This window comes from Marinobacter sp. C1S70, assembly GCF_000475355.1.
Lineage (GTDB): Bacteria > Pseudomonadota > Gammaproteobacteria > Pseudomonadales > Oleiphilaceae > Marinobacter > Marinobacter nauticus.
In genome coordinates, this window is the sequence record NZ_AXBW01000073.1 from 381,635 (window position 1) to 397,371 (window position 15,737).

At 59.9% G+C, this 15,737-nt stretch carries 16 protein-coding genes; 5 read left to right on the forward strand and 11 right to left on the reverse strand.

Translation table 11 applies throughout. The features are described 5' to 3' along the window. Positions 1-64 precede the first annotated feature (64 nt). Positions 65-469: an acyl-CoA thioesterase gene (locus Q669_RS17165; protein ID WP_011787037.1), complete on the forward strand. Its 405-nt coding sequence runs from the start codon at positions 65-67 to the stop codon at positions 467-469. Here the strand turns inward: Q669_RS17165 and Q669_RS17170 are convergent. From Q669_RS17170 to Q669_RS17205, 8 genes are all read right to left on the reverse strand, one after another. Next, a complete protein-coding gene (locus tag Q669_RS17170) occupies positions 466-1,557 on the reverse strand; it encodes a DUF3524 domain-containing protein (protein WP_022993216.1) in 1,092 nt (363 codons plus the stop codon). The two genes, Q669_RS17165 and Q669_RS17170, sit on opposite strands and share 4 nt — an antisense overlap. 40 nt (positions 1,558-1,597) lie before the next feature. Then, positions 1,598-2,773 carry an MFS transporter gene (locus tag Q669_RS17175; RefSeq protein ID WP_022993217.1) on the reverse strand — a complete coding sequence of 392 codons (1,176 nt, stop codon included), beginning with the start codon at positions 2,771-2,773 and terminating at the stop codon, positions 1,598-1,600. Positions 2,774-2,851: 78 nt separating this feature from the next. Then, a complete protein-coding gene (locus Q669_RS17180; RefSeq protein WP_011787040.1) occupies positions 2,852-3,649 on the reverse strand; it encodes an ABC transporter permease in 798 nt (265 codons plus the stop codon). Further along, positions 3,636-4,244, reverse strand: a complete 609-nt coding sequence (locus Q669_RS17185; protein WP_049756947.1) for an ATP-binding cassette domain-containing protein — start codon at positions 4,242-4,244, stop codon at positions 3,636-3,638. Before Q669_RS17185 ends, Q669_RS17180 begins: the two co-directional genes overlap by 14 nt. 7 nt (positions 4,245-4,251) lie before the next feature. After that, positions 4,252-4,923: an SDR family oxidoreductase gene (locus Q669_RS17190; protein WP_022993219.1), complete on the reverse strand. Its 672-nt coding sequence runs from the start codon at positions 4,921-4,923 to the stop codon at positions 4,252-4,254. Further along, on the reverse strand, positions 4,916-6,127 hold the full coding sequence (arsJ, locus tag Q669_RS17195; protein ID WP_011787043.1) for an organoarsenical effux MFS transporter ArsJ: 1,212 nt from the start codon (positions 6,125-6,127) through the stop codon (positions 4,916-4,918). The genes Q669_RS17190 and arsJ overlap by 8 nt, the downstream gene beginning before the upstream one ends. A 1-nt stretch (position 6,128) precedes the next feature. Then, positions 6,129-7,133 carry an ArsJ-associated glyceraldehyde-3-phosphate dehydrogenase gene (locus tag Q669_RS17200; protein WP_011787044.1) on the reverse strand — a complete coding sequence of 335 codons (1,005 nt, stop codon included), beginning with the start codon at positions 7,131-7,133 and terminating at the stop codon, positions 6,129-6,131. A gap of 45 nt (positions 7,134-7,178) precedes the next feature. Continuing rightward, positions 7,179-7,535, reverse strand: a complete 357-nt coding sequence (locus Q669_RS17205; protein WP_022993220.1) for a metalloregulator ArsR/SmtB family transcription factor — start codon at positions 7,533-7,535, stop codon at positions 7,179-7,181. 90 nt (positions 7,536-7,625) lie between these two features. Between Q669_RS17205 and arsH the strand changes: the two genes are divergently transcribed. From arsH to Q669_RS17220, 3 genes are all read left to right on the forward strand, one after another. Beyond that, positions 7,626-8,342 carry an arsenical resistance protein ArsH gene (gene arsH, locus Q669_RS17210; protein ID WP_022993221.1) on the forward strand — a complete coding sequence of 239 codons (717 nt, stop codon included), beginning with the start codon at positions 7,626-7,628 and terminating at the stop codon, positions 8,340-8,342. Positions 8,343-8,351: 9 nt separating this feature from the next. After that, complete coding sequence (gene arsB, locus Q669_RS17215) at positions 8,352-9,422, forward strand: ACR3 family arsenite efflux transporter (RefSeq protein ID WP_022993222.1); 1,071 nt, start codon at positions 8,352-8,354, stop codon at positions 9,420-9,422. 124 nt (positions 9,423-9,546) lie between these two features. Next, a complete protein-coding gene (locus Q669_RS17220) occupies positions 9,547-10,344 on the forward strand; it encodes an undecaprenyl-diphosphate phosphatase (RefSeq protein WP_011787048.1) in 798 nt (265 codons plus the stop codon). 370 nt (positions 10,345-10,714) lie between these two features. Here Q669_RS17220 and uvrD read toward each other — a convergent pair whose 3' ends face one another. Both uvrD and Q669_RS19960 read right to left on the reverse strand, forming a co-directional pair. Further along, the gene (uvrD, locus tag Q669_RS17225) at positions 10,715-12,880 is read right to left on the reverse strand and encodes a DNA helicase II (RefSeq protein WP_022993223.1); all 2,166 of its coding nucleotides are present in this window, start codon (positions 12,878-12,880) and stop codon (positions 10,715-10,717) included. A gap of 189 nt (positions 12,881-13,069) precedes the next feature. Then, the gene (locus tag Q669_RS19960; RefSeq protein WP_227501142.1) at positions 13,070-13,693 is read right to left on the reverse strand and encodes a hypothetical protein; all 624 of its coding nucleotides are present in this window, start codon (positions 13,691-13,693) and stop codon (positions 13,070-13,072) included. Between the two features lie 21 nt (positions 13,694-13,714). On the opposite strand from Q669_RS19960, the gene Q669_RS17235 reads away from it, so the two are divergent. Continuing rightward, on the forward strand, positions 13,715-14,071 hold the full coding sequence (locus Q669_RS17235) for a phosphate ABC transporter substrate-binding protein (RefSeq protein ID WP_052000837.1): 357 nt from the start codon (positions 13,715-13,717) through the stop codon (positions 14,069-14,071). Positions 14,072-14,137: 66 nt separating this feature from the next. Here the strand turns inward: Q669_RS17235 and Q669_RS17240 are convergent, their stop codons facing one another. Then, on the reverse strand, positions 14,138-15,586 hold the full coding sequence (locus tag Q669_RS17240) for an NAD-dependent succinate-semialdehyde dehydrogenase (protein ID WP_022993226.1): 1,449 nt from the start codon (positions 15,584-15,586) through the stop codon (positions 14,138-14,140). Positions 15,587-15,737: the final 151 nt, after the last annotated feature.

Sequence of the window (15,737 nt, forward strand, 5' to 3'; positions counted from 1 at the left end):
GCAGCCCCGCGCCAGCCCGTTACCATGCACAGAAAACAACTCACAAGCTGTACAGGCGATCCTGATGACTGCGTACGATGATGACAAACCGGCCCCCCGGGGCGAGATGATGCTGCAGGTGGTGCCACTGCCGTCAGACACCAATGCCAACGGCGACGTCTTCGCCGGCTGGCTGGTCAAACAGATGGATATTGCGGCAGCGACCATGGCTGGTCGCATTTCCCAGGGCCGTAATGCCACCGTCGCGATGGACAGAATGGAGTTTCTGTCACCCTTGCGTGTGGGCTCCCAGGTGGGCTGCTACTGTGAATTGGTGGACATCGGCCGCAGCTCCATGAAAATCAACGTGGAAGTCTGGACACTGGACCGCGCCTCCAAGACACCCCGCAAGGTGACTGAAGGGCTGTTTGTGTACGTGGCGATTGATGAGCATGGGCGCATCCGGGAAGTCCCGGAGCAGAACCACTAAGTCCGCGCCATCAGGTGCTGAACCAGCGCCTGGTACTTCGGGGCCAGTTCTGACGCCCGCCAGCCTTGTGGCGGGTTCGGCTCGGGAGATTGCTTTAACAGCCGTGCCAGCTGTTCAGCCGCCGCCAGGGCTTCCCCGCCGGGGTCAGAGTCCAGGCTCCGGTATCGGCAGTCTGCCGGCACATATTCCCGGTAGGCCAGCCGGTCCGGTGCCAGCGGCAAGCACCCGGATGCCATCGCCTCCAGCATCGCCAGGCCCTGGAAATCGTGCAGTGCCGTCGACACCACAATATCGGCACTGCGCAACAGCCGATCGTAATCTTGCCGGTGTTCCAGAAAGCCCCAGTGTTCAATGCGGCGGGCAAATTGCTGGTAAATCCGGTCAAAGGCTTGCGGGCGGCTGCGAAAGCCTTCACCCACCACACTGATGCGATAGTCCAGCTTGCGCTGCTCCAGCTGTTCCAGCAGGCCGAACAACCGGTCGGGCCCCTTGTCGTATTCCCAGCGATGATTCCATAACAGATGCGGCCGTTCCCGGTTCACGGACCGTGGCTGCTCGATAAACAAGCGGTCTTCAATCGGCACCGGCAGCACCGAAGACCTTTCCCTGAGCGTTTCTATCACCCCGCAAGGCACCGCATCCGGCATCTTGTTGAGAAAGTCTTCGACGCCCTGCAGAAAGCTGTCCCGGTTCCAGGCACTGTTAAAGACCACCGCATCGGCGGCCAGAGCGCTGTAGAGATTGACCATCTGCGGCTCTACCCGGCCTCGCTGCTGATCGCTGACCGGAAAGGCAAACTGGTTCTCATGCATATAAAGCAGACAGGGGGTGTTCGCGATTCGAGGATGCAGCCCGCGCAAGGTGGCCAGATCAACCATGGAAGTGGCAATGACCAGGTCCCAGGATTCTTCAAGGTAGGGCTGATCCAGCCAGCTCACCGGATTACCTCGAATCCGCCACTGGAAGAACCTGGGCGGAAGCGCCAGCGTCTGCCAATGATAATCGGGCAGCATGGCGACCAATTGCTCGCGCCAGCGCTGATGACTGGCAGCATCATAAGCGGACAATAACAGAATGCGTTGGGTCATGACGGTCCAAAGCAGGAGGTCGAAGTAATCGGCAAGTATATCAGGCCTCGGACTTCCCCCGGCTCAGGGACCACAGGCCGAACACCGGTCCCGGCAAAAGCAGCAACGCGACCCAACCCCCCCAGGCATTCCAGAGCCCACTGGTGAGCCAGATGGCCGGCAGGGTCAGGCCAAAGCCGACCGCGTTCATGACCGCCAGAGATGAGCCAACGGTTTCTTTCGGGGCCGTGACTGCAGCCAGCGCGGAGAATTGCGGGGAATCGGCCACCACAGCGACGCCCCAAACCAGTAGCACCGCCAGCAACAACTCCGGTGGCAGCCCGTTCATCCAGGGATAGAGCAGGCACAATGCCCCGGACACCATCAACGCCCGCCGGGCAACCCACTCACTGCCCCGAGTCCGACTGATCCGGCCGCCGCCAATACATCCAGCCGCACCCATACCGATCACCGCAAACGACAACCAGGGGATCAAGGCATCACCCTGTCCCAGGCGCTGCAGTTCTCGCCCGATCAACAGCGGCACCAGCGTCCAGAAGGCGTAAAGCTCCCACATGTGGCCAAAATAACCACCGGCCACGGCCCGGAACCGGGGCAGGCGTAAAGCCGACAAGCCCTGTCTCAGGGGAAGCCGCCCGCTGGTTTTGGGCAGGTGCGGCCCGTCACCCAGCAGAAACACCAACAGCCCGCCCAGTAGCGCCAGACAGGACGATGCAAACAGTGGCCACTCCCAGGGCATACCTGCTGTCGCCCCTCGCATCAGATGTGGCAAAGCGGTGCCCAGGGTCAGCATACCCACCAGCCAGGCCAGGGCGGCGCCGGCATATTTGGGTGTCCAGGCAATCACCAGCTTCATACCGAGGGGGTAGATTCCGGCCAGACACAGGCCGGTAGCGAACCGGAACAGGCTGTCCAGTGGAAACACCCCGGCCCCCGCTACAAAGCCGGCGTTCGCCAGTGCGCCCAGCAGGCTCGAAATAAGGAAGATGCGGCTGGCGCCGAAGCGATCCGCCAGGCCGGTCACCGCCAGAGCAAGCGTACCGGCAATAAAACCCGCCTGAACAGACAGCGTAAGCCGGCCCAGATCCGATTCCGCTAACCCGAGTTCGGCGGACAGGGATAGCCAGACCCCGTTGATACTGAACCAGAGGGAGGTGCCGAACAATTGTGCGAGCACAATGACTGGCAAAGGATAACGTTGCAGTAGGCTGGTCATATTATTGTCTTTGTGGTTACCGGAAAGCCAAGCCTAGCTCGAAACCCGACTGAGACCCCATGCGACTTTGGTGCCCGGTCACGGTTTGGTTAAACGATCCAGCCGCAGGCGCTCCCGGTCATCAAACAGCCGCCGGCCTCCCCAACTGACCGCCATCACCGCGCCAAACCCCGTGCCGACGGTAATAATCAGCATAACCAATATCTGGTACTTAACGGCGACCGCGGGCGGGCTGCCCGCCAGTATCTGACCGGTCATCATGCCGGGCAGGCTGACAATGCCGGCTGCTGCCATGGCGTTAATGGAGGGCATCATGCCACTGCGCATGGCTTCCCGACGGATATCTTCCAGTGCCTGTTGCCAGGTCTGGCCCAGCATCAGCCGGTTCTCGATTACCGCCCGCTGGCGCCAGACCGAATCATTCAGACGATCCAGAGCCAGGCTGACCCCGGTCATGGTGTTGCCCAGCATCATACCCAGCAAAGGAATCGCGTACTGTGGGGTATACCAGGGCTCCGGACCAATCACCACCGCCAGTGCCAGCACGGTCACGGTAAACGACGACACGAACATCGCGCCAGTGCCGATCCCGAACGCCCACCCGCCTTTCAGGCGTCGGCCCTGGCGCGCCACCACTTCCCGACCAGCCACCAGCAGCATGACCGCCGCCAGCAGCGCAATCCAGTAGAAGGCGGAAGAGGCAAACAGGGCTTCCAGTACCAGGCCAATCAATGCCAGCTGAATAACCGTTCGTATGGCCGCCACCAACAGGCTGCGGGTGATGCCCAGCCGACCCAGGTAGGCTGTCGCTGCCAACGCCAGTACCAGCAAGGCCGCCAGGCCCAGTTTCCACCAGGCCAGGTCAATCACTTCCATGGACAGGCTCCAGTGCGGATCCTCGAATCCGATAGTGAACGTTGGCTACCCGATGAATCTGGGCGGAATCATGGGCGACCCACAAAGTGGCGATCTGCCGCTGTTCAATCTCCTGCAACAGCCAGCGTTCGATCGCCTCTGTCGATTCGTTATCCAGATTGGCGGTCGGTTCATCCAGCAGCAGCGCGTCTGGTTCCAGAACCAGGGCCCGCCACAACGCGAGCCTTTGTCGCTCACCGGAGGACAACCGGCTGATCGACCAGTCCATCACCTCGGCAGGGAAACCCAGAGCAGCAGGCAAACGCTCACCAGCCCCCTCGGGAAAGTGGGCGCTTACCTCATCAAACCACCACTGGCTTTCCGCCGGCACCATCACCACCTGGCGCCGCCACTGATGTGCCGGTACGCTCTGTTGATTGAGGTTATCCAGAGAAATCTGACCGCCGTGGGGCTCCAGATCGGCCACCGCGCGCAGTAACCGGCTCTTGCCACTGCCAGAGGCACCGGACAGGCACACTACCTGTCCGCCGGGAACGGTCAGCGTTACTTCACGCAGCGCGCCAACGCTGACCCCTTGCAACAACAGCCCGGTCAAAGCCAAGTCACCAGGGCAGTTCCTCACCATTGCTGTGCCAGAACGACCCGGTGTTCTCCAGAGTCAGATTGGCAATGCGCTCGGCCAGCCCCCTGGCAGACTCCTCCGGCGTGATCAGCCCGCCAAAGTTCACCATTCGCGTTTTCACATAACCGGGGTGCAGCTGCGCCACGGCAATGCCCCTGGGTTTGAGATCCACGGCCAGTGATTTACCAAAGGCATTCAGGGCCGCCTTGGAGGCGCGATAGCCGTAGCGGCCGCCGGAGTCATTATCGGCAATGGAGCCCATCCGGCTGGTGATATTGGCGATCTTGCTGCCCTGCCCCATCAGAGGCGCCAGGGCTTCGGCCACGCGCAGCGGGGCGTAGGCGTTGATTTCCATCTGGGTGCGAATGGAATCGAAGTCGATACTACCCAGCTGCTCGTCCTGCAGCAGCCCGGCGTTATTGATCAGCAGGCTGATGGACTTGCCGGCCAGACCGGATTTCAGCTTATCGATGCCGGCATCGGTGGTGACATCCACGCCGTCGATCACCTGAGCCGCCACACTGGCAAGCTCGTCCGACGACTGCCGGCATACGCCAATGACTTCACAGCCTTCGGCGGCATAATGCCGGGCCAGTTCCAGACCAATACCCCGATTGGCACCGGTGATGACCACTACATTGGAATCAGACATAGCCTTTCACTCCTGTTGATTTGTCCGCACGCTCCGGCAACCATACTGACAACAGGGCCGCTGTGGCTACCAGGGCAGCGGAAATCCACAAACAGGCTTCCAGCCCGTAAGCCTGGTACACCCAGCCAGAGAGAATGGTGCCCAGCAGCCGGCCGGCGGCGTTGGACATGTAATAGAAACCCACATCCAGCGACACGCCGTCGCCCCGGGCGTAGCTGACAATCAGGTAACTGTGCAGCGAGGAGTTGATGGCAAACAGCACCCCGAACAGCAGCAAACCGCCAATCACCACCACCTGTGCCGACCAACCGACCAACAGAGCCCCGGCAATGGCGGCAGGAACCAACGCCAGCACTGCCGCCCAAAGCACGGCACCGGACTTACCGTTGGCGTGGCCGGTGATTCTGGGCGCAATGGTCTGGATAAAACCGTAACCGATAATCCAGCTGGCCATAAAGCCGCCAACTTTCCAGTGGTCCCAGCCGAACACCGTGGCCATGTACACCGGCAACGCCACTACAAACCACACGTCCCGGGCGCCGAACAGGAACATCCGGGCCGCCGACAACACATTGATGGCCCGGCTCTTGGACAGGATCTCGCTGAACTTGGGTTTGGCCTTGCTCTTGCCCAGGTCCTGCCCCAGCAGGAACAGACTGGCCAGCCACACCAGCCCCAGCGCTACCGCCATGAGGATTACCGCACCGGTAAACCCGGCGGCCATCAGCAACACGCCGCCCAGAAAGAATCCCACCCCTTTCAGGGTGTTCTTGGAGCCGGTGAGAATCGCCACCCACTTGTACAGGGTGCCCTGCTGCTCATCCGGTACCAGCAGCTTGATACCGCTCTTGGCGGACATCTTGTTGAGGTCTTTGGCAATACCCGACAACGCCTGTGCCGCCATCACCCAGGGCACCGTGAGCAGAGCCGCCGGCACCGCCAGCATGGCCAATGCAACAATCTGCAGGAACAACCCGATATTCATGGTGCGGTTCAGGCCCATACGGGCGCCGAGATAGCCGCCCACCAGGTTGGTCACCACCCCGAAGAACTCGTAGAAGATGAACAACAGGGCGATTTCCAGGGGCGAATAGCCCAGCTGGTGAAAGTGCAACACCACCAGCATTCGCAGGGCGCCATCGGTCAATGTGAAGGCCCAGTAGTTGCCGGTGATCACCAGGTACTGGCGAATGGCCGCATTCATATCAGGCCTGGCCTACCTTGCGTGCCAGTTCGACGGTGCGGTTGGCGTAGCCCCATTCGTTGTCATACCAGGCGTAGATTTTCACATGGGTGCCGTTGACCACCAGGGTGGACAGGGCATCGACGATGGAAGAGCGGGGGTCGGTCTTGTAGTCGATGGACACCAACGGCCGCTCTTCGTAGCCCAGAATGTCTTTCAACTGGCCCTCAGCCGCCTCTTTCAACAGTTGGTTGACGGTATCCCGGTCCGTCGGCGTCTCTACTTCAAACACGCAATCGGTCAGTGACGCATTGATCAGCGGAATCCGCACCGCGTGACCATCCAGCTTGCCTTTCAGCTCCGGGAAGATCTCGATAATCGCCGTGGCGGAACCGGTGCTGGTGGGGATCAGCGAGCTACCACAGGCACGGGCCCGGCGCAGGTCCTTGTGGGGCGCATCAATGATGGTCTGGGTATTGGTCAGGCTGTGGATGGTGGTCAGGGAGCCGTGCTTGATACCCAGTTTCTCGCGGATCACCTTCACCACCGGCGCCAGACAGTTAGTGGTGCAGGAGGCCGCGGTGATGATGCGGTCGTTGGCCGGGTCGAAGATGTGCTCGTTTACGCCCAACACAATGTTTTTGGCGCCCGACTCTTTCACAGGCGCGGTCACCACCACCCGCTTCACACCCTGATCCAGGTAGCCCTGCAGCACGGCGACCTTTTTATTCACCCCGCTGGCCTCTATCACCAGGTCACAGCCGGACCAGTCGGTCTCGGCGATGGCCTTGTTATGGGTTACCCGGATGCGCTGGCCGTCAATCAACATATCGTCACCATCGGCCATCGCTTCACGACTCCAGGTGCCGTGTACGCTGTCAAAATTCAACAGATGCGCCAGCGTATGGGTGTCCGCGCCGGGATCGTTGATGGCGACGAATTCGAACTCTGGCCAGCCCCAGGCCGCCCGCAGCGCCAGCCGGCCAATGCGACCAAACCCGTTAATGCCTACTTTGATCTTGCTCATGATGTTCTCCTTGCGACCTTCGCGATCCGCATGTGCGATAAAGGATCAGGGGCACTGCACCGCCGGGCGATCCGCCATGGCCTGTAATCTGGCCAGCGGCTGCTTAATCAGTGCCGGGTTGTTAACGGCAGTTTCCTCCAGCACCCGCACCATCCAGTCTGGCAGGTGCGGACTAAGGTAATAATAGACCCATTGGCCCCGGCGCTCTGTTTCCAGCAAGCCAGCTTCACGCAGCGATGCCAGGTGGCGGCTGACTTTTGGCTGAGGCGCCTCAAACGCCGCCATCAATTCGCACACGCACAACTCACCCTGACGGTGGATCAACAGCGTGGCCGCAAGCCGGAGTTCATCTCCCAGGGCCTTGAACAGGGTCATCGGATTGTAATGGGCTTGACCTTTCATATTTACCGACCAATATATACGCTTATTCGAATATGCAGTTTTTCGCATATTAGTGTGACACAGTGATGACGTAAAGGATCGACGATCAACATGCCAACCGCGGATCTTCCCAATATTAAATCTGAGCTGTTCAATGCTCCCACGGCATCGAAGGTATTCGAGGCCCCGGCCTCCGAGCATCCAGCCCGGATTCTCTTGCTATACGGCTCCCTGCGCGAACGCTCGTTCAGCCGCCTGGCGGTGGAAGAATCCGCCCGCCTGCTGGAAGCCATGGGCGCAGAAACCCGTATCTTTAACCCCCGCGGCCTGCCCCTGGCCGATGCCGAAGACGCCAGCCATCCCAAGGTTCAGGAACTGCGGGAACTGGTGCAGTGGAGTGAGGGCATGGTGTGGTGCTCCCCGGAACGCCACGGCGCCATGACCGGCATCATGAAAACCCAGATCGACTGGATACCGCTGTCCCTGGGTGCGGTTCGGCCGACACAGGGCAAAACCCTGGCAGTGATGCAGGTATGTGGTGGCTCCCAGTCATTCAACGCCGTTAATCAGCTGCGGGTGCTGGGCCGGTGGATGCGCATGGTCACCATTCCGAACCAGTCCTCGGTGCCCAAAGCCTTCATGGAATTTGATGGCAATGATCGCATGAAGCCCTCGCCTTACTATGATCGCATCGTGGATGTCATGGAAGAGCTGGTAAAGTTCACCCTGCTGGTACGGGACCGCAGTGATTACCTCACCGACCGCTACTCCGAACGCAAGGAAAGCGCCGAAGAACTGTCGAAGCGTGTGAACCAACGTTCCATTTAAGGATATGCCATGAGCAGCAAAAGCGATGTGAACACGGTTGAAACCACTGACGGCGGCCTGGACCTGTTCGGGCGTTACCTGTCCGTGTGGGTGGCACTGGCCATTGTGGCCGGTGTAGCCCTCGGGCAGCTTGCCCCCTCGATTCCCGAGACCCTGTCCCGCTTTGAATACGCCCAGGTGTCCATCCCTATCGCCATCCTGATCTGGGCGATGATTTTCCCGATGATGGCGCAGATCGATTTCAGCGCCGTGGTCGGGGTGCGAAAAGAGCCGAAGGGCCTCGCCATCACCACTATCGTGAACTGGCTGATCAAACCCTTCACCATGTTCGCCATTGCCTGGTTTTTCCTGATGGTGGTGTTTAAACCCTGGATCGCCCCACAACTGGCCAGCGAATACCTGGCCGGCGCCATTCTACTGGGGGCTGCGCCCTGCACCGCCATGGTATTTGTCTGGAGTTACCTGACCAAAGGAGATGCCGCCTACACCCTGGTGCAGGTATCCCTGAACGACATCATCATGCTGTTCGCCTTTGCGCCCATTGTGGTCTTCCTGCTGGGGATTTCCGACATCCAGGTGCCCTGGGATACGGTGATTCTGTCGGTGGTCTTATACATCGTGATTCCCCTCACCGCCGGCTACCTGACCCGCCGGACCCTGATCGCCCGCCACGGCGAACAGTGGTACGACAACGTATTTATGAAACGCCTCAGCCCCGTGACGCCTGCCGCGCTGATCGTCACCCTGGTCTTGCTGTTCGCCTTCCAGGGTGAAGTCATTCTGCAAAATCCGTTGCACATACTGCTGATTGCGGTGCCACTGGTTATCCAGACCGTGTTTATCTTTCTGCTGGCCTATGGCTGGGCCCGGCTGTGGAACGTGCGCCACTGCATCGCCGCCCCAGGGGCCATGATCGGTGCCAGTAACTTCTTTGAGCTGGCAGTGGCGGCGGCCATCGGCCTGTTCGGCCTGAAATCCGGCGCGGCCCTGGCCACGGTGGTGGGCGTACTAGTGGAAGTGCCCTTGATGCTCGCCCTGGTGCGCATCGCCAATAACACCCGGGACAAGTTCCCGGCCTGAACGATAAAGCCGAACAGGCGCGTCGCTATCCGCGCCTGTTCAGCCGACAACCACCCTGCTAATATCGCGCTCGTTTTTTGAGCGTCGAACCCGTTAATCAGCACCACCGACCGGAATTAAAAGAATGGATATTTTCCAGGCCCTTTTCCTTGGCCTCCTCCAGGGACTGACCGAATTCCTGCCCATATCCAGCTCCGCCCACCTGATCCTGACACCGGCCTTCTTTGGCTGGGAAGACCAGGGCGTCGGCTTCGACTTGTCGGTGCACGTGGGCACGCTATTGGCCGTGGTGCTCTACTTCCGCCGGGATGTCTTCGGCATCGCCCGGGACGGCCTGATTTCCATGGGCCAGCGCAAAATCGTCGGCCAGGGCGCCCTGGCCTGGTACCTGGTGATCGGCACCATCCCGGCGGGCCTCGCGGGCCTGGCCCTGCTCGACATGATCGACAACGAACTGCGGGGCGCCTCGGTGATCTTCTTCACCACCCTGGTGTTCGGCATCCTTCTTGGCATCGCCGACTGGCTGCCCAAACGCCAACGCACCATGGATTCCCTGAACTGGAAAGACGCCGTTATCGTCGGCATCGCCCAGGCCATGGCCCTGGTCCCCGGCACCTCCCGCTCGGGCGTCACCATCACCGCCGGCCTGTTCCTGGGCATGACCCGGGAAACCGCCTCCCGGTTCTCATTCCTGCTGGCGATTCCTATTATCGTGCTGGCGTCGGCGGTAAAGCTGCTGGAAGTGGCCACATCCGACGTAATCGTGGACTGGAATGGTTTCCTGATTGGCGGCGTCACTTCGTTCCTGATGGCCATTACCGCCATCCACTTCTTCCTGAAGTGGCTGAACAAGGTGGGCATGTGGCCGTATGTGATCTACCGGATCATTCTGGCAGGTGTAATTTACGCCGTCTTGATGTGACCGTCTGCAGTTTGAATTGCTGACCTTGGAGTCAGGCAGGCATCGGGGTGTGCCTCCCAAAAACCGCTCCTGGCGGCACATCCCTGTGGCGCTTCTGTTCCGCCATCCCTGGCTCCACATATTTTTGGGAGGCACACCCCGATACCTGCCCCGAACTTCTGAGCTAGCCTTCCAAGAAATCAAGGATCATGGACTATTGCGGATTGCCGAAACGTCAGAGCATGGCGGTGGGAACGTCTTTCCAAAAATTTGTGGAGCCAGGGATGGCGGAACACAAGCGCCCATGGAGGGCTCGAGCGCTTTTTGGAAAGACGTTCCCACCGTCATGCAGCCCCCTTACTCGAAGGCTGCATGACGCTATGTCAACCGTTTAACAGGCCTCCAAAGGCGCATAAGCCAGCACCAGCCACTTGGCACCCTCATCGAAGTTCACCTGCACGCGGGTGTGATGCCCGGTGCCCTCTGAGTTCATCACGATACCCTCGCCAAACTTGGGATGGCGCACCCGCTGGCCCAGACTGAAGCCAGACTGCTGGGCCGAATCCTGGGCAAACAGACTCTCATTCGGTCGCTCCACCATCGCCGGCCGCGTCACCGTATTACGCAACCGCACCTCCTGCAGGCAGTCCCCCGGGATCTCCCGCACAAACCGGGACAGTGCGTGAAACTTCTCCTGACCATACAACCGACGGGATTCCGCGTAAGTAAGTACCAGCTTCTTCATGGCCCGGGTAATGCCCACATAAGCCAGGCGGCGCTCTTCCTCCATGCGCCCGGGCTCCTCCAGTGACATACTGTGCGGGAACAAACCTTCCTCAACACCTGCCAGGAACACCATCGGAAACTCCAACCCCTTGGCCGAATGCAGCGTCATCAACTGCACACTGTCCTCATGGGCATCGGCCTGTGATTCGCCGGCATCCAGCGCCGCCTGGGCAATAAACTCCGCCAGCGGATCTACGCCTTCTTCTACATCATAATCCGCCAGCGCGCTGACCAGTTCCTCCAGGTTCTCCACCCGGGCCTGACCCTTCTCGCCCTTCTCACTGGCGTGGTAATCCTTCAGGCCACTGGACTCTATGGCCTGCTTCATCAGCCCCTGCAGGGAAGCGTGCCCCGCCATTTCAGACAGCGTGTTGATGATCTCCATAAACTGCTGCAGGCCGGTTTTCGCCCGGCCCTTTACCTGGCCCGCGGCCAGTAACCGCTCGGACGATTCCCACAGGGAAATACCCTGGCCGGTGGCGTATTCACGAATTTCCTGCAGGCTCTTGGCACCAATGCCGCGGGTGGGAATATTCACCACCCGCTCAAAGGCGGCATCGTCCCGGTGGTAATGTACCAGGCGCAGGTAAGCCAGCGCGTTTCGGATTTCCTGACGGTCGTAGAACCGCAACCCGCCGTAAACTCGATAAGGAATACCCTGGCGCATCAGGGCTTCTTCGAGCACCCGGGACTGGGCATTGGAACGATAGAGAATGGCGCACTCGCTGCGCAGATTGCCCTCGCTGACCCAGGCCGAGATGGAATCGGCAATATAATTGGCTTCATCCTGCTCGTTGAACGCGGCGTACAGGCTGATCGGCTCACCTTCCACCCCGTCAGTCCAGAGTTCCTTGCCCAAACGCCCCTGGTTGTTGGCAATCACCGAGTTGGCGGCTTTCAGAATGGTCTTGGTGGAGCGGTAGTTCTGCTCCAGCCGGACCAGCCGGGAATTGGGGAAATCCCGCTGGTACTGCTGGATATTCTCGATCTTCGCGCCCCGCCAGCCGTAGATGGACTGGTCGTCATCGCCCACCACCGTCAGCGGCACCCGGTTGCTGGCCAGCACCTGAAGCCAGGCGTATTGAATGGTATTGGTGTCCTGGAACTCGTCCACCAGTATGTGCTGGAAGCGCTGCTGGTAGTGGCTCAACAATTCCGGCCGGTGCAGCCAGAGCTCGTGGGATCGCAGCAGCAGTTCACCAAAATCCACCAGGCCGCCCTGCTGGCAGAGCTTCTCGTACTGGCGGTAGATCTTCAGCATGGTATTGGTGAAGTGATCGCCCGGATTCTCCTGGATATGATCCGCCCGCAAGCCCTCATCTTTCTGGCTGTTGATAAACCACTGGGCCTGTTTCGGCGGCCACTGGCTTTCATCAATGCGGTTTTCCCGCATCACTCGCTTGATCAGCCGCAACTGATCGTCACTGTCCAACACCTGGAAGTTTTCCGGCAAGCCGGCGTCTTTCCAGTGGGAACGAAGCAAACGATGGGCAATTCCGTGAAAGGTGCCGATCCACAGACCACGGGTGGGAATCTGCATCATCTGCTCCACGCGATAACGCATTTCCTTGGCGGCCTTGTTGGTGAAAGTCACCGCCAGAATGGACGTGGGCGGCACCCGGTCAACCGACATCAACCATGCCATCCGGTGCACCAGCACGCGGGTTTTGCCACTGCCGGCACCGGCCAGCACCAGCAAATGGTCGTTCTGCGCCGTCACCGCTTCGCGCTGGGCGTCGTTCAGGGAATCAATAATATGAGAGACATCCATGGAGCAAGGCTTCATTACTGGTTAAATTTACAGCCCAGTATACCAGCCAAGAGCCCGGCTGCCTCCCCTGGCACAAACTACCCCCTCAAGAGTATATACAGGCCAATTCAAGGCTCTAGGCTTAAAGAGACAGCCAGTTTGGCCGATACAGCACTTAACACACTGACACATTAATTCTGTGTCATGCGTTCAAAAAAACAACCTACACTCGCGCTGCTGGTGATTGTAGCCGTGGTGGCTTTCGTAGTGAGCCAGACCTTTTCCGTCATCACGGAACGAAACAACTCGGAACGACTGGGAGAGGTGCGCAACCAGCTCTATCCGTCCCTGGAACTCTCCACCATCAACCGGGGTCTGCTGCAACTCATCGAAAACTAGATCAACAGCGCCGTCACCACGGGCGACGATCAGCAGATTGCGGCTACCCGAGAGCAACTCGCCGAGATCATCGAGAATCTTGACCGCATTGCCCAGCTTAACCCGAGCCAGCAGAGCGACGTAAAAGCGCTGAAATCCGAACTGAACGGCTACTACAGCACCGCCACTCGCATCGCCACCGCGATTATCGAGGGCACCGCCGATTTCAGTCGCATAGGCCAGGAAGCATCCGCCAACGCCGAGCGCCTGGCGGGCCTGCGCTCGGATCTCGACCAGATGCGTAATGCCATGGAGAGCCGCCTGACCCAGGCCATTGACGACACCACGGCGGCCAGCAGCGAAGCCGTCTCCGTGACGATCGTGGTGGTAGCCCTGGTTGTCCTGATTGCACTGAGCTTGATTATCGGTCGATCGGTCTCCGGCAGCCTGCAGCAAATCATCAGTTCCCTGCGGAACATGGCTTCTGGCGAAGGCGATCTGACCTACCGCATCGAGTACACCGGCAAGGATGAACTTCGGGATCTGTATCTGAACCGCAGCAAAGCCCTGCCAAATGGCCAGAGCGCGAAGCCGTTTGAACTCCCGGAAGGCAACGCCACCCGTGCCGAGTTCCACGACAAGGTGACCGGCCGTAACGATGCCCAACTGAAGGCCTTCTGGTCCCAGCAGGTGTTCACCGGTCGTGGTCAACCTCCGGCGGAAGCCGGCAGTGCTTCGGGCATGAAGGCCCAGGTCGCCTCCACACCAGGCGCCATCGGCTACATCGATTCCGCGGATGTGGACGACAGTGTCAAGGTTATCCTGACGCCCTGATCACAGCCGTGCAGAACGCAAAAAGGCGAGCCGAAGCTCGCCTTTTGCTGTTTGAAGACCGGCTGCCTAGAAACCTCTCGGCACGGTCTGGGCTTCCACGAATTCAAACAGCCCTTCCAGACCACCTTCCCGGCCAATACCCGAGGCTTTCATACCGCCAAACGGCGCCTCCGGTGTCGGCCCGGTGCCGGTGTTCCAGCCAACGTGACCAAACCGCAGGCCGGCAGCCACCCGCTGGGCACGTTCGGCATCGGCGGTGAACACGTACGAGGCCAGGCCAAACTCCGTGTCGTTACCGGCATCAATGACTTCTTCCTCGGTCCGGAACAGCGCCATGGGCACCAACGGACCGAAGGTCTCCTCCTGGTAACAGCACATCTCCCGGTCCACGCCCTGCACCACCGTGGGTGGGAAAAACAGGCCATCACCCAGTTCCGCTGGCAGTTTGCCAGCCACCAGGCTGGCGCCCTTGTCGAGGGCGTCCTGCAGGTGCCGCTTCACCTTGTCGAAGCCCTGCTTGTTGATCAAGGGCCCAATGTCGATGCCATCGTTCATGCCGTCGCCGACGGTCATCTTGCTCACACGTTCGGCCAGCTTCTGGCCAAAGGCATCCGCCACCTTCTCGTGCACAAAAATCCGGTTGGCGCAGACACAGGTCTGGCCGCCACCGCGGAATTTGTTGGCAATCAGGTTATCGGCGGCGGCCTCCAGGTCGGCATCGTCAAAGACGATGAACGGGGCATTACCACCCAACTCCAGTGCCAGCTTCTTCACCTGCTCGGCGGTGTCTACGATCAGTTTGCGGCCCACTTCGGTAGAGCCCGTGAAACTGAGCATGGGTACATCTTTATGTTCACACAGTACCTTGCCGATCACGCTGGCCTTACCCATCACCAGGTTGACCATGCCATCCGGCAGGTCGAGTTTATCCATCACGCTGAAAAAGGCGATCATGGTCAGCGGTGTCTCGCTGGCCGGCTTGATGACCGAGGGGCAACCCGCCGCCAGGGCCGCCGACAACTTCTTGGCGATCATGCCAATGGGAAAGTTCCAGGGCACAATCAGCCCGGTTACACCCACAGGCCGGTAGTGAACCGTCCAGGTGCAATCCTTGGGCTTTTCCGGAATCGTGTGGGAATCAAGAGCGCTGATGTGCTTGGCACAGTAATCGAAGAAACCGGCGGCGTAATCCACCTCGCCCTGGGCTTCTTTCCAGGGCTTGCCATGCTCCATACACAGGATGCGGCCAATCTCTTCGCGGTTTTCTTTCAGGCCGTCACGAATATCCTCCAGCCACTTGCGGCGGGTTTCAATCGGCCAGGGATTGGTGAGCCGGAGCGCTGATTGTCCAGCCTCCACCGCTGCCACAACATCTTCCTCCGGCATCGACGGCACCTTGGCAATCACCGAGCCGGTGGCCGGGTTGTAAACGTCGAACGTTGCACCGCCGGCGGAGTCTTTCCAGCGCCCGCCAATGTAGCCTGTGAGGTTTTCCAGTAGTGGTGACTCGATCATCTCGGCTCCTCTTGCATGACTGGTGACGCCCCGGACCGGGGCGGAGTTCAAAAGCAACGCGTGCCTTTCATAGTGGATCCTGAGTGGCGGCCTGTAAAGTCAGGGGGAGATTTCCTGGCCGTCATTTTTGACCCGGGCGGGTGACTGCCTA

Coding starts and splice junctions, on each gene's coding strand:
- Q669_RS17165 (WP_011787037.1), top strand. CDS start 65: ATGACTGCGTACGATGATGACAAACCGGCCCCCCGGGGCGAGATGATG.
- Q669_RS17170 (WP_022993216.1), bottom strand. CDS start 1,557: ATGACCCAACGCATTCTGTTATTGTCCGCTTATGATGCTGCCAGTCAT.
- Q669_RS17175 (WP_022993217.1), bottom strand. CDS start 2,773: ATGACCAGCCTACTGCAACGTTATCCTTTGCCAGTCATTGTGCTCGCA.
- Q669_RS17180 (WP_011787040.1), bottom strand. CDS start 3,649: ATGGAAGTGATTGACCTGGCCTGGTGGAAACTGGGCCTGGCGGCCTTG.
- Q669_RS17190 (WP_022993219.1), bottom strand. CDS start 4,923: ATGTCTGATTCCAATGTAGTGGTCATCACCGGTGCCAATCGGGGTATT.
- arsJ (WP_011787043.1), bottom strand. CDS start 6,127: ATGAATGCGGCCATTCGCCAGTACCTGGTGATCACCGGCAACTACTGG.
- Q669_RS17200 (WP_011787044.1), bottom strand. CDS start 7,133: ATGAGCAAGATCAAAGTAGGCATTAACGGGTTTGGTCGCATTGGCCGG.
- Q669_RS17205 (WP_022993220.1), bottom strand. CDS start 7,535: ATGAAAGGTCAAGCCCATTACAATCCGATGACCCTGTTCAAGGCCCTG.
- arsH (WP_022993221.1), top strand. CDS start 7,626: ATGCCAACCGCGGATCTTCCCAATATTAAATCTGAGCTGTTCAATGCT.
- arsB (WP_022993222.1), top strand. CDS start 8,352: ATGAGCAGCAAAAGCGATGTGAACACGGTTGAAACCACTGACGGCGGC.
- Q669_RS17220 (WP_011787048.1), top strand. CDS start 9,547: ATGGATATTTTCCAGGCCCTTTTCCTTGGCCTCCTCCAGGGACTGACC.
- uvrD (WP_022993223.1), bottom strand. CDS start 12,880: ATGGATGTCTCTCATATTATTGATTCCCTGAACGACGCCCAGCGCGAA.
- Q669_RS17235 (WP_052000837.1), top strand. CDS start 13,715: ATGGCTTCTGGCGAAGGCGATCTGACCTACCGCATCGAGTACACCGGC.
- Q669_RS17240 (WP_022993226.1), bottom strand. CDS start 15,586: ATGATCGAGTCACCACTACTGGAAAACCTCACAGGCTACATTGGCGGG.